Below are 13,236 nucleotides of genomic sequence, written 5' to 3'. Positions count from 1 at the left end.
GACTTCCCCCCATGCTCCGGACCACCACCGCCCGGGCACGCGAGGGAGCATGGGGCTGGCTGTTCGTCAGCCCCATGGTCCTCGTCCTCGGCGTGTTCCTGCTGCTCCCGATCCTGACGGCCCTGTGGGTCAGCCTGCTTGACTGGGACGGCCAGTCCAGTCCTCTCAGCGGCCAGGCGGACTTCGTCGGACTGGACAACTACCGGCGGCTGCTCACCGAGGACGGCCTCGACCGGACCGTGTTCGCGACCTCCCTGCGCAACAACCTCTTCTACGTCCTGCTCACCGTGCCGCTCCAGACCGCGCTGGCACTCACACTGGCGCTGATCGTCAACCAGCGGCTGCTGCGCGGGCGCGGGCTGCTGCGCACCACCTTCTACTTCCCGTCGGTCACCAGCTCCATCGCGGTCGCCACGGTCTTCCTCTTCCTCTTCCAGGGCAACGGGGCCGTCAACAGGCTGCTGGGCTGGTTGTCGGTGGACGGCCCCAACTGGTTCGCCGACTCCCGCGGTGTCGGCTCCCTGCTGCTGGGCGCGCTCGGAGTGGTCGACCCCGAGCGTCCCAGCGGCCTGCTCGCCGAGCACTCGCTGCTCGGACTGAGCTGGCACGAATGGCTGGCCGGCCCGTCGGTGGCGATGTGCACCCTGATCATCCTCGCGGTCTGGACCACCTCGGGCACGTTCATGCTGATCTTCCTGGCTGCGCTGCAGGACGTCTCCCGGGAACTGGAGGAAGCCGCCGCACTCGACGGTGTCAACCGGCGCCGGATGCTGTGGCACGTGATACTCCCCGCGCTGCGGCCGGTGCTCTTCCTGGTCCTGACCCTGGGACTGATCTCGACCTGGCAGGTTTTCGACCAGGTGTACGTGATGGGCCAGGGAGCCCCCGGCAACACCACCCTCACCCCCGCCTTCCTCTCCTACTCCGCCGGCTTCGACAACGCCGAGTTCGGACAGGGCGCCGCCATGGCCGTCCTCCTGTTGCTGCTCATCCTGTCCCTGACCGCCCTGCAGCGCTGGCTGCTGCGGGAGCGGGACCCCGCACCCAGGAGGCCCCGATGAGCGAAACCTCCCGGCCGGTTCTGCCCCGGCTGCCACGGGTCGCACGGGGCCTCGGCTACGCACTGGTCGGCGGGCTGGCACTGCTGTACGCGCTGCCGTTCCTGCTCCAGTTGGTCACCAGCTTCAAGACCGACCCCGACGCGGCGATGAACCCGCTGACGCTGATGCCCTCTCCGCCCAGCACGGCCGCCTACGAGCGGCTGGCCGGGCTGAGCGACGACGACTCGGTGCCGTTCCTGCGCTGGCTGGGGAACAGCACCCTGGTCGCGGTGCTGGTCACGACCGGGCGTGTGCTCTTCAACTCCATGGCCGGCTACGCCCTGGCCAGGCTGCGCTTCCGCGGCCGGAACGTGCTCTTCGGGCTGGTCCTGGCCGTGCTGGCGGTACCCGGAGTCGTCCTGCTCATCCCGCGCTTCCTGGTGCTCAGTTCCCTGGGCATGTTCGACACCTACGCCGGGATGGTGGTGCCCCTACTCGTGGATGCCGCGGGCATTTTCATCATGAAGCAGTTCTTCGAGTCCATCCCCTGCGAAATGGAGGAGGCCGCGCGCATCGACGGCGCCGGCGTCATCCGCATCTACTGGTCCGTGGTCCTCCCCATGGCCCGGCCGGCCCTGATCACCCTCACCATCCTCTCCTTCCAGGGTTCGTGGAACGAGTTCACCCACTTCCTCGTGTCCACCCAGTCCAGCCAGTACGAGACCCTGACCACAGGGCTGGCACGCTTCGTCTCCGGCGGGCTGGGCAGCGGCACGCAGTACCCCCTCAAACTCACCGCGGCGCTGCTGTCCACCATCCCGGTGGCGGTGCTGTTCTTCTGCTTCCAGCGGTACTTCATCCGCGGCGCCAACGAAGGAGGCGTGAAGTGAACGGCGCGGGACCTGGCGCCCACCCCGCGTCCGCACTCAACTCAGCGACGGTGGCAGCCCTCAGGACCCGGTAGCGAGTCGGTCCTCCGAGAGGGCTGGAAGTTCGCAGCCGAGTTCATGCGTCAGTGCGGATACCGATCGGTGCCGAAGAGGCCGGCGCAATGAGCAGTTCCGGCTGAGGCTTTGGAAGCGGCGCTCGAGCGGCCAGGTGTCGTGCTGCGCAGGCGTTGGGGGGCTGTCGCAGGGCCAGTGGGTCCCGGCTGGGCCGTGGAGCAGAAAGTGCAGCGGCGAAGTACGTCTTATCGCGGGTACCAGTGGGGGTGTTACATGCGTCGCGGACGACATGCTGCTCCGCGCATCAGGAGCTCTGCACCAGGTACGTACATTCGCGCTATCGAGGCGCTGCGAGCGGCGAAGGGTGCCGGTGCAGGAGCTCTCGCGGGTCCCTACCCAAGTGTGTCCAAGTACGCCCGAGGCGCGACTACTTTGGGTGCTGGTATCGGCCTATGGTGATGTGCGCGTGGGAGATTCCGGGGATGAGGGGAGCGATCTTGCATGTTGAGCGAGCTTCAGTTCACGGATCCCGACCTGCCAACCGGATAGCCGTTGCGACTTCCCGCCTGGGCCATCTGGGTGGTGCAGAGTGGGCGTTGCGGTTATCAGGGACATCCCCAGTCGTTGATCACATCACCCAGGGTACTCCTTGGTGGGCGATGCCGATCTTCGGCTGGCTGGTCGTGGTACGTCCATTCCTGGGGGATGGGGTAACACCTCAATTGATTGCCCAGGACGAGGACCTCCGGCCGTCTGGTATCACATCGCGGATTGGTTCTCTGCTGACCGTACTTGGTGTGACAGTGGCCGCCGTTTCGCGTTCGCCGCTGACGGCTGGTCGTCGTTCGTCTCGGCCGTGAAGCGCGGCGAGCAGGAAGCCTGACGGCAGAGCGGCCCGCTGCCTGCGCACGTACGCCGGCGGTCGACGCGGTCGCGCGGAAGACATCGTCTCGCCGTCGAAACTGTTTGCGGGGGTGGTAGTCGCACCTTCTCTCCTTCCCCTCACCGAGTGGTGTCGGGATCATCGGGTTACGGCGCAAGCCGGGCGATCTGCGGGGAGGCGTGGTGGCGATGCACGACGGGAATCATGACGGGGGCGCCGGCAGCGGGGGCGGGTCTCCGGGGACACCCTGGACCCCACCCGAGGACCCCCCGTCGCCGGACGGTGGTCCGCCCGACGGGGACGGCGACCACCGCAAGGAAGACGGGAAGTGACCCTGCCCGCGGGCCGAGCCCTCGGGGAACGGCCCCCCGGCCCGGCCGCGGGCACCGACTGGCAGGGAGCTTTCGCGGCGTTGCCGCGCGCGCTGTTCCTGCCGGAGTTGATCTGGGTCCACGACATGACGGACGGCACGAGCACGCCCGTCGAGCGCGGACGGGACCCGGACCGCTGGCAGGCGGCAGCCGCCGCTGACGTTCCGGTCATCTCCCAGTGGGACGACGGCCGGCACACCGGCACCGCGCCGGGCAGCCTGCCGACCAGTTCGGCGTCCATGCCGTCCGTGGTGGTCGCCATGCTGGACGCGCTGGACGTGACGGCGGGGACGCGGGTGCTGGAGATCGGTACCGGCACCGGATGGAACGCCGGCCTGCTGGCCCACCGGCTCGGCGGCAGCACGTCACGAGCGTCGAAGTCGACCCCGGGGTGGCGGAGGCAGCGCGGCGGGCCCTGCGGGCCGCCGGGCAGTCACCGCGGGTCGTCACCGGCGACGGCATGCGAGGGGTCCCGGACGCGGCACCGTTCGACCGGATACTCGCCACCGTCGGGCTGCGGAAGATCCCGTCCGCCTGGCCCGCGCAGGTGACGCCCGGAGGGCTCATCGTGGCTCCGTGGGGCACCCACTACAGCAACCGCGACGCGCTGGTCCGGCTCACCGTCACCGGCGACGGCACCGCTGCGGGCGCCTTCCTGCGACCGCTGGAGTTCATGAAGGTCCGCGCCCAGCGCCTGGCCCGGCCCATCATGCGGACCGGCCCGGGCGCCCCGGTCACGGACAGCACCGCGCCCGGTCCGCTGCCGCCGGAGGGGACCTGGCATCCCTTCCCCTTCGTCGCCGGGCTGCGCATCCCCCGGGCCACCCACGCCGTGCAGAGACACGAGGACGGAACCACCCTCTGGCTGTACGACCTGGACGGCAGCGCCTGGGCTTCCGCCACCCACCGCACCGGCGACTCCGCCGTTCGAGTCCGGCAGGTCGGACGGCGCCGGCTGTGGGACGAGCTGACGGCCGCGCACACCTGGTGGACCGCCCACGGCGCACCCGGATACCAGCGCCTCGGGCTCACCGTCACTCCCGAGTCCACCCGGGCCTGGCTGGACACCCCGGACCACAGCTGGCCGGTCGGCTGAACCCGGGCCGCCGCCCCGGTACCGCCCCCGGGCAAGCCGCCCGGAGGACGGTCCGTCAACACCCCTGCACCTGGCGGCAATGCACCGGTTCCGCACGGTCCATCACGTTTGAGTCGAGCGAGTATGCGTGCGAAGATTTCCGACCGGACGCTGTCGGCGTCAACGTCGGGCAGGAGCTTCCTTTTGGACATCCGGCTGTTGGGTCCGCTCCAGGTTCGGGTCGATGACGGCTCACCGGTGCCGGTGACCGCGCCCATGCTGCGCGCGACGCTCGCCGCGCTCGCCCTGCGCCCTGGCCAGGTGCTGTCCGTGGACGAGCTGTCCGAGCAGCTGTGGGGGACCGCCCCGCCGCCCAGCGCCCGCGCCACGCTGCGGAACTATGTGATGCGCCTGCGCAAGGTCATCGGCGGGGACCGGCTGCGGACCGAATCGGGCGGGTACCAGCTGGCCCTGGACCGTGCGGAGACCGATGTCGGCCGGTTCCAGCGGGAGCTGGCCCGGGCCCGGGAGCTGTCCCGGGCGGCGCCCGGGGAGGCGGTGGCGCTGCTGGACGCGGCGATGTCGCTGTGGCGCGGGACTCCCCTGGCCGACCTCAGTGACTGCATGCTGCGGACGCTCGAGCAACCGCGCCTGGAGGAGCTCTATCTGGCGGCGCAGGAGGAGCGGTTCGCGCTCAAGCTGCGGCTCGGCGAGGACGCCGCAGTGGTCGACGAGCTCTCGGCGGCGGCCCGCGCGCACCCCCTGCGGGAGCGCTTCACCGGACAGCTGATGCTCGCCCTCCACCGGGGAGGCCGGACGGCCGAGGCGCTGAACGCCTACCGGGAGACGCGCCGACGGCTCGTGGACGAGCTGGGCATCGAACCGGGCCACGAGCTGCGGGAGCTGCACCAGGCCGTCCTGCGAGGTGACCCCCGGCCGGCCTCCCCGCCCGCGGATCCGCCCCAGTCGCAGAACAAGCACCCGGCCACGACTGCCGCGGCGGGTCCGCCGGCCAGCCCGGACTTCCCGCCCGGCATCGCCACCTTCGTGGCCCGGGGAGTTGAGCTTGCCCGGCTGCGGGAGTGGCTGAGCTGCTCGGCGCAGGCCCCCGCGGTCTGCCTGATCGACGGCCCCGGGGGCGTCGGGAAGTCGGCGCTCGCGGTGCGCGCCGCGCGGGAGGCGGCGCACCGTTTCCCGGACGGTCTGCTCTACCTGGACCTGCGCGGAGCGGATCCGGACGACGGCCCGCTGACGGTGACCGAGGCCCTCCATCGTCTGCTGCCCGCGCTCGGCAGCCGGACGGAAATCCCGCAGGAGACGGAGGCCGCCGCCGCGCTCTACCACCGGGCGCTCCGCTCCCGGCGCATGCTGGTGCTGCTGGACAACGCGCTGGACGAGGCGCAGGCCGGCCCCCTCATCCCCAGCGAGCCGGGATGCGCGGCCCTGATCACCAGCCGCTCCGCGCTCACCCGGATGGAGGGCGGGCGTCACCTGCACCTGTCCACGCTCACGACCTCGGACGCGGTCGCTCTGGTCCGCAACGTGGCCGGGGGCTCCGCGGAACACGGCGCGCACCAGGACTGGGAAGAGCTGGTCACGCTCTGCGGTCACCTGCCGCTCGCGCTGCGCATCATCGCCACCCGGATGGCCGCGCGGCCTCGCTGGAACGTCAGCGACTGGACCGCCGTCCTCCGGGACGAACGCGGCCGGATCGCGGAGCTGGCGACCGCCGATCTCGACGTCCGGGCCAGCCTGCTGGTGAGCATCGACCAGCTGAAGCGGAGCGGGGATCCGGCCGACCGCCGGGCGGCAGCGGTCTTTCCGCTGCTGGGCATCGCCGCAGTCCGGTCCTACAGCCCGGCTTCCGCGGCAGCCGTCACGGGCTGCACGCGGCAGGAGGCGGCCGAGGCGCTGGAGCGCCTCACCGACGCCCAGATCACCGCGAGCCCCCGCCCCGGTGTCCACACCCTGCACGACCTGGTGCGGGCAGCGGCGGTGCACGAGGCCGCCCAGCTGTCCGACAGCCGGACCCGGAACCACCTGGCCGGTCTGGCGGGCTGGTACCTCGGCTCTCTCCACCGGGTCAACACGCCGCTGGCGCTCCCCGAGTCCTTCCGGGCGCGCTACCGGGCCGGAGCGGGACGCTTCCCGCAGGGCCGGCTCTTCACCAGCGCCGACGAGTCACTGCCGTGGGCCGACGAGGCCCTGGAGGACGTGCTGGCCCTCGCCGGCCGGCTGGCGGCCCCGGAGTACGACGAGGGCGACGAGCTGGGCGGCGGTCCGCTCTCCTCCTTCGCGCTGGAGTCCGCGCGGGCCATGGAGTCCTACTTCGGGATGCGCCTCAGCTGGGGTGCCCAGCAGCAGCTGTGCGACCTCGCGCTGCAAGTGGCGGAGCGCCGCAGCGATGTGCACGGCCAGGCCGTGGTCCTCGGACAGCTGGGCAAGGTGTGCGGCCAGCGGGGGGAGCAGGCGGTGGGAGCCCAGCTGCTCCAGCGCAGCGTCGCGCTGTTCCGTTCCCTGGGTGAGGACCTCGAGGCCGTCACCGCGATGAACAACCTGATTCCGTGCCTGGGGTCGTCCGGCCGGCTGACCGAGGCTGTCGAGCTCGCGGAACGTGCGCTGGACCTTCTCCTGCGGACCGCCCCTTCCGGGATGGAGGAGCTGCGGATCAGTCTCCAGAACAACCTGGCACGCTGCCATGTGCATCTCGGCCATCAGGAGGAGGCCCACCGGCTGCTGACGGCGAGCTACGCCGAGGCCAGCCTGCCCTACACCCGGACGCTCGCCGCCGGCCTGCTGGCCGAGTACCACCTGCGGACCGGGGAGTTCGAGAAGGCGGCCGGCTGGGCGGACCGCGGACTCGGCCACGCCGCAGAGCAGCCGTTCGACCCGTACTCGGTGGCCCAGCAGCGCACCTGGCTGGCCGCCGCGCTGCGCGGCCTCGGGCGGGAGGAGCGCGCGCGGGCCGAGGAGATGCAGGCCCAGGCCGTGATCGAGGCACTCAACGCCCGGGAGCACCTGCACCTGCGGGTGCAGGCCGACGACCTGACTGCCGTTCCCCGCCCGCGCACCGAGGCCTGAGAGCCAGGGTGCGGTGTACCTGGGCAAGCGGCGGCCTGGTTGGCGCCGTCGGACGGGCCGACGCTGGGGTCATCACCCACCCCGCACAGGCCCACTGCCTGGCATGACGGACAGGACCTTTCCGTGGCCATCTGCGACACCACCGACCCTGCCGTGCTCGAACAGCTTCAGCGGCGATCCGCCGACCCGAAGCGGCGCATCCTGTTCACCGGCGCGACCCTCGTCACCATGGACCCCGACCTCGGTGTCCTGCACGCCGCTGATCTGCTCGTCGAGGGCGACACGATCACCGCGATCGGCGCTGACCTGAACCGGGACGGTGCGGTGGTCGTCGACGCCGCCGGCACCGTCCTCACTCCCGGCTTCGTCGACACGCACCGGCACGCCTGGGAGACCCAGCTGCGCCGGATCATGCCGGACGTCGACGACCTCGGTGCCTACGTGATGTCCACCCTCGCCGGCTACGCCACGGTCTACCGGCCGCACGACATGTACGTCGGCACCAAGCTGGCCGCCCTGACGGCGATCGACTGCGGCATCACCTGCATGCTCGACTTCTCCCACAACTCCCGCACCGCCGAACACTCCGACGCCGCTGTCCAGGCTCTCCTCGACACCGGCATTCGCGGTGTGCACGCCTCCATGGGCCCGCACTTCGGTGACTGGGACAAGCAGTGGCCCGCTGACCTGACCCGCCTCAGGGAGACGTACTTTGCCGGCGAGGACCAGCTGCTGACCCTGCGTCTGGCAGCGCTGGCGACCGACGAAATCGCCGGGCCCGCCCTCGCCTACGGGCCCGCGCCGGCCCGCATCGCGAGGGACCTGGGCATCGGTGTGAGCGTCGACGCCGTCCTCGGGGCCACCTCCTCCCGGGCCATCCTGAACTGGGAGAAGGACGGCATCCTCGGCCCGGACGTCACGCTCATCCATGCCACCGGCCTGACCCCGGCGGCGTGGAAGGCGGTCGGGGAGAGCGGTACGACCATCGCGCTGGCCCCGACCTCGGACGCCCAGATCGGTCTGGACACGGCGATCCCCGCGATCGACGAGGCCCTGGCGGTGGGTGTCCGCCCCGGCCTGAGCATTGACGTCGAGGTGGCGCTGGCCAGCGACATGTTCACGCAGATGCGGGCCCTGCACGCCATCCAGCGGATGCGTGCGGTCAACACCGTCCACGGCACCGACCAGGAACCCGCACGCATCACCACCCACGATGTCCTCGACTTCGCCACTCTCCAGGGCGCCCGCACCAACGGCCTGGCCGGCGTCACCGGCTCACTGACCCCGGGCAAGAAAGCCGACCTGCTGGTCATCCTGGCCGAGGACCTCAACAACATGCCGCTCAACGACCCGATCGGCACCGTCGTGCTGGGCTCCGACGCCCGCAACATCAGCGCCGTCCTCATCAATGGCGCACCCCGCAAGTGGAACGGCCAGGTCCTCGACGTCGACCTGCCTCTCCTGCGCGACGAGGTCCACGCGTCCCGCGACCACGTACTTCACACTCCCACCCCCTGAGGCTTTTCGCTCTCGCCACGCGAGACGGACCGAACGAAGCAGGGAGAAAAAAACCATGGACACCACCCCTTGGGTGCGCCCGCGCCGCGACGACGGCGTCCTACGTGATCTGCGTGCCCCCGAAGGCCGGCCGCTGCTGCTGACCGGCGGCACCGTCATCACCTGTGACCAGCGGCTCGGCGACTGGCAGGAAGCCGACGTTCTCATCGGCGGAGCGGTGATCGTGGGTGTCGGTCCCGGTCTGCTGACCGCGGCCGGCGACGACAACATGATCGTCATCGACTGTGCGGGAACTCTTGTCCTGCCCGCCGCCCCCGGATTCGCCGCAGCCGGCCCGGGCGCGACCCTCACCCCCGGTGAGGCCGCCGACATCGCTGTCCTGCGCCTGGCCGACGCCCCCGAGACCCCCACCGGCGCGGTACCGGCCCGCGGCACCCATCTCGATGTCCTCGTCACCGCCGGACAGGTCCGCCTCTGGAACGGCCTTCCTCTCGACCCGGGGACCTCCCCACCGGCTGCTCCCCACGGGGCGCCCGCTCCCGTACCGGACCAGGGCAACCCCTTCGTGGGTCTGTGGGTCGACGGACACGACTTCGTGCGCCAGGAACTGCTGCCCGACGGCCGCTACGACGAGGCGCGCGGGGACCGCCCCAGCGCCTACCGGGGCCGCTACTGGATCGACGGCAACCGCATCGACTACCTCGACGACCTGGGCTTCTGGGCCTACGGCGAGTTCCGGGACGGCATCCTGCACCATGCCGGCTACCGCTTCACCCGCCGCTGACCGCGCCGCCGTGCGGAGCGACCGCGGGGTGCTACCGGTCCGTGGCGGACTCCTGGCGGTGGGTGGCGTGCAGGCTGCCCAGCAGGGTGAGCGCCTGAGCGCTGGGGCTTCCCGGTTCGGCCTGGTAGATCACCAATTGCTGGCCCGGCGCTCCGCGGACGTCGAGGGTCTGGAAGGTGAGTGCGAGCGCCCCGACATCGGGGTGCAGCAGCTCTTTGCCCTCCCGGGTCTTCCGGTGAACGGTGTGCGAGGACCACAGGGCGGCGAACTCCTCGCTCACCCCGGCCAGGGAGCCGGCCAGGTCGTGCACACGCCGATAGTGCGGGTCGAGGCCCGTGGCGTGGCGCAGTTCGGCGACGACCGCCTCGGCCGCCCGGTCCCACTGCCTGAAGAAGGTCCGGGCAGCGGGGTCGAGGAAGGTCATGCGGGCCAGGTTGTCGACCTTCTCGAACGGGGAGAACAGTGCGCCGGCCACGGCGTTCGAGGCCAGGACGTCGGTGGCCGGGTTCAGGACGAACGCCGGGGCGTTCGGGTATCCGTCCAGCAGTTGCCGCAGCACAGGGCTGACCGTCTCCCTCGGCCGCGGTCGCTCTCCCGCCGGGAGGGTGCCTGCCAGCCGGAACATGTGTTCCCGCGCGTCGTCATCCATCCGCAGCGCGCTGCTGATGGCTTCGAGGATTTGCGGGGAAGGGCTGCGCTCGCGGCCCTGTTCGAGGCGGGCGTAGTAGTCGCTGTTCATGCCGGCCAGGACGGCGACCTCCTCCCGTCGCAGCCCTGCCACCCGGCGCGCGCCGTAGGAGGCCAGCCCGACATCCCCGGGCCGCAGGCGGGCACGGTGGGCGCGCAGGAAGGCTCCCAGATCGTTGGTGCTCACCCCTTCAGGTTAGGGCTTGTGGTCGGCGGCGGTCAGAGACACCGGACAGGGCGGTGGCGGCAGGCGGGGCCGCCGCCCCGCCCGGCGTCAGTGGGGACCGGAGAACAGCGCGTTGAGTTCCGGGAAGGGCATGCCTTCGGCGAGGGAGTCGTAGCCGCCGGTGCCGAAGAGATATCCGCTTTCCGGAGCCGGCCACCGAGTCGCGTGCCACGCGCGTGCCGGGAGGGGCGGTACCTGGGCCGACCTGCGTTGTTCCCGGTCCGCGCTCCGGCCGGGGCCGGGCGCGTCTCTCCGCGGATGGTTCCGCCGCTACCGGGCTGCTACGCGGCTGCTACCGGCCCCGCCTAGAGTCGGACTCACCAGCGGTGACGGGGGGTCGTCACGCCGGTCCGGAAGTCCTGCTCCGGGCCGGCTGCCGCAGGTCGTGCCTCGGGGGAGCACAGGAGATCCGGGCACCGGGCCGAGCCCGGTGCCCGGTCCTCGGTTCCCGCGGGCCTTCCGGCCACTGCCGGGTGACGGCGGCACCGTTCCTGCCCGGCACGTGGAGAGCGTCATCAACGGGGCGTTCGAGCAGATGGAAGAGGTGTCCCGGAGCCTGGGAGGGCTGAGCGGGCAGCTCGCCGGCGCGTACTCGGGGGCGGGCACCGGCCAGGCCCCCTCCGGCTCCCTCGTGCTGTGGCCGGACATCTCACCCGGCGAGACCGCGCTGCTCACCCCCATGCCCGCGCCCTGACCGGCGGGCGGGGGGCGGCGGGGACGCCGCACAATGGACCGCATGGATCTTCGCATCTTCACCGAACCGCAGCAGGGCGCCGACTATGACACCCTGCTGAGCGTCGCCCGGGCCACCGAGGAGCTCGGCTTCGATGCCTTCTTTCGCTCGGACCATTATCTGCGGATGGGGGACGGCGACCCGTCGCCCGGCCCCACCGACGCCTGGATCACCCTGGCCGGGCTGGCCCGGGAGACCAGCCGGATCCGGCTCGGCACCCTCATGACGGCCGCGACCTTCCGGCTGCCGGGCGTGCTCGCCATCCAGGCCGCCCAGGTGGACGCCATGTCCGGGGGCCGCATCGAACTCGGCCTGGGCGCGGGGTGGTTCGAGGCCGAGCACACGGCCTACGGCATCCCGTTCCCGCAGCAGAAGTTCCCCCGCCTGGAGGAGCAGCTGGCCATCGTCACCGGCCTGTGGAGCACCCCGCCCGGGGAGACCTTCTCCTTCGACGGGGCGCACTACCGGCTGACGGACTCGCCGGCCCTGCCCAAGCCGGTACAGGAGAAGGTGCCGGTGCTGCTCGGCGGCCTCGGCCACCAGCGCACTCCCCGGCTCGCCGCCCGCTACGCCGACGAGTTCAACATCCCCTTCGCCTCGGTCGAGGACAGCGCGGCGCAGTTCGACCGGGTGCGGGCGGCGGCCCGCGAGGCCGGCCGGGACCCGGAGGACCTGGTGTACTCCAACGCGCTGGTCGCCTGCGTCGGCCGCGACGAGGCCGAGGTCGCCCGCCGTGCGGCGGCCATCGGCCGTGACGTCGCCGACCTCCGGCGCGACGGCCTGGCCGGCTCCCCGGCCGAGGTCGTGGACCGCATCGGCCGGTTCGCGGAGATCGGGGCGTCGAGGATCTACCTGCAGATCCTCGACCTGCACGACCTGGACCACCTCGAGCTGATCTCCTCCGAGGTGCAGTCCCAGCTGGCATGAGACTCCCGGGGTTCCCGCTGATCCTGGACGGCGGGCTGTCCAACCAACTGGAGGACCAGGGCTGCGACCTCCGCGACGGGCTGTGGTCGGCCCGGCTGCTCGCCGACGGCCCCCAGCAGATCGAGGCCGCCCACATCGCGTATGTGCGGGCGGGGGCGCAGGTGCTCGTCACCAGCAGCTACCAGGCGTCCTTCGAGGGCTTCGCCCGGCGCGGGATCAGCCGGGCGGAGGCCGCCCGGCTGCTGGGCCGCAGCGTCACGCTGGCCCGGAACGCGGCGCGCGCGGCAGCGGAAGAATTTCCGGTGGCGGGGGAGCGGACGGTACGGGTGGCGGCCTCGGTCGGCCCGTACGGCGCGGTGCTCGCCGACGGCAGCGAGTACCGCGGCCGGTACGGGCTGAGCGTCGCGTCCCTGGAGCGCTTCCACCGGCCCCGGATCGAGGCTCTGGCCGCAGCGGGCCCCGACCTGCTGGCCCTGGAGACGGTGCCCGACGCGGACGAGGCGGAGGCGATGCTGCGGGCCGCCCGGGGCACCGGGCTGCCGGTGTGGCTGTCGTACACCGTCGCGGGGGAGCGGACCCGCGCCGGGCAGCCGCTCACGGACGCCTTCGCGGTGGCCGCCGGAAACGACCAGGTGCTGGCCGCCGGCGTCAACTGCTGCGCCCCCGAGGACGTCCTGGCGGCGGTGCGGCACGCGGTGGCCGCCACCGGCAAGCCCGCGGTGTTGTACCCGAACAGCGGGGAGACCTGGGACGCGGCCGGCCGTCGCCGGCGCGGCCCGGTGACCTTCGACGCCGCCGCGGCCGGTGAGTGGGTGGCGGCCGGCGCGCGGCTGGTCGGTGGGTGCTGCCGGGTCGGACCGGACCGTATCGCCGCCCTCGCGGCACGGCTGCGCGCCTCCGCGCCCGGCGGGTAGCCGGCCGGGCAGGGGAGGGCCCGGGCCGCCGGGCGGGGCGGGAGCGGGGCCCG

The 13,236-nt window shown here is 72.1% G+C and carries 10 protein-coding genes and 1 pseudogene; 10 read left to right on the top strand and 1 reads right to left on the bottom strand.

Features of this window, described 5'->3' with window-relative positions; translation table 11 throughout:
• Window positions 1-11 precede the first annotated feature (11 nt).
• The 7 genes and pseudogenes from PJ985_RS14100 to PJ985_RS14075 all read left to right on the top strand — a co-directional run bounded on the left by PJ985_RS14100 (window position 12) and on the right by PJ985_RS14075 (window position 9,696).
• On the top strand, window positions 12-1,061 hold the full coding sequence (locus tag PJ985_RS14100) for a carbohydrate ABC transporter permease (RefSeq protein ID WP_271684088.1): 1,050 nt from the start codon (window positions 12-14) through the stop codon (window positions 1,059-1,061).
• Window positions 1,058-1,930 (top strand): carbohydrate ABC transporter permease, encoded by an 873-nt coding sequence (locus tag PJ985_RS14095; protein WP_271684087.1) that lies wholly within the window; start codon window positions 1,058-1,060, stop codon window positions 1,928-1,930. Before PJ985_RS14100 ends, PJ985_RS14095 begins: the two co-directional genes overlap by 4 nt.
• Before the next feature lie 1,394 nt (window positions 1,931-3,324).
• Window positions 3,325-3,534 (top strand): annotated as a pseudogene (locus tag PJ985_RS23355) (protein-L-isoaspartate(D-aspartate) O-methyltransferase); the annotation flags it as partial.
• Between the two features lie 26 nt (window positions 3,535-3,560).
• Entirely contained in the window at window positions 3,561-4,334 is a 774-nt protein-coding gene (locus PJ985_RS14090) for a protein-L-isoaspartate O-methyltransferase family protein (protein WP_271684086.1), read from the top strand.
• 183 nt (window positions 4,335-4,517) lie between these two features.
• Window positions 4,518-7,394 (top strand): AfsR/SARP family transcriptional regulator, encoded by a 2,877-nt coding sequence (locus PJ985_RS14085; protein ID WP_271684085.1) that lies wholly within the window; start codon window positions 4,518-4,520, stop codon window positions 7,392-7,394.
• Window positions 7,395-7,517: 123 nt separating this feature from the next.
• Window positions 7,518-8,912, top strand: a complete 1,395-nt coding sequence (locus PJ985_RS14080) for an amidohydrolase family protein (RefSeq protein ID WP_271684084.1) — start codon at window positions 7,518-7,520, stop codon at window positions 8,910-8,912.
• A gap of 55 nt (window positions 8,913-8,967) precedes the next feature.
• Window positions 8,968-9,696, top strand: coding sequence for an Atu4866 domain-containing protein (locus PJ985_RS14075; RefSeq protein WP_271684083.1), 729 nt, complete (start codon window positions 8,968-8,970; stop codon window positions 9,694-9,696).
• A gap of 31 nt (window positions 9,697-9,727) precedes the next feature.
• On the opposite strand, the gene PJ985_RS14070 is transcribed toward PJ985_RS14075, so the two are convergent.
• A complete protein-coding gene (locus PJ985_RS14070; RefSeq protein WP_271684082.1) occupies window positions 9,728-10,570 on the bottom strand; it encodes a helix-turn-helix transcriptional regulator in 843 nt (280 codons plus the stop codon).
• 541 nt (window positions 10,571-11,111) lie between these two features.
• On the opposite strand from PJ985_RS14070, the gene PJ985_RS14065 reads away from it, so the two are divergent.
• Genes PJ985_RS14065 through mmuM form a run of 3 tightly spaced genes read left to right on the top strand, consistent with a single transcriptional unit; the run spans window position 11,112 to window position 13,183 of the window.
• Window positions 11,112-11,303 (top strand): hypothetical protein, encoded by a 192-nt coding sequence (locus tag PJ985_RS14065; RefSeq protein WP_271684081.1) that lies wholly within the window; start codon window positions 11,112-11,114, stop codon window positions 11,301-11,303.
• 42 nt (window positions 11,304-11,345) lie between these two features.
• Window positions 11,346-12,269: an LLM class F420-dependent oxidoreductase gene (locus PJ985_RS14060; RefSeq protein WP_271684080.1), complete on the top strand. Its 924-nt coding sequence runs from the start codon at window positions 11,346-11,348 to the stop codon at window positions 12,267-12,269.
• Window positions 12,266-13,183 (top strand): homocysteine S-methyltransferase, encoded by a 918-nt coding sequence (gene mmuM, locus PJ985_RS14055; protein WP_271684079.1) that lies wholly within the window; start codon window positions 12,266-12,268, stop codon window positions 13,181-13,183. The genes PJ985_RS14060 and mmuM overlap by 4 nt, the downstream gene beginning before the upstream one ends.
• Window positions 13,184-13,236: the final 53 nt, after the last annotated feature.

It is taken from the genome of Streptomyces sp. ACA25 (assembly GCF_028200735.1).
Classification (GTDB): Bacteria; Actinomycetota; Actinomycetes; order Streptomycetales; family Streptomycetaceae; genus Streptomyces.
The sequence above is the reverse complement of the archived record's forward strand: the minus strand, read 5'-3'. Positions and strand labels throughout refer to the sequence as shown.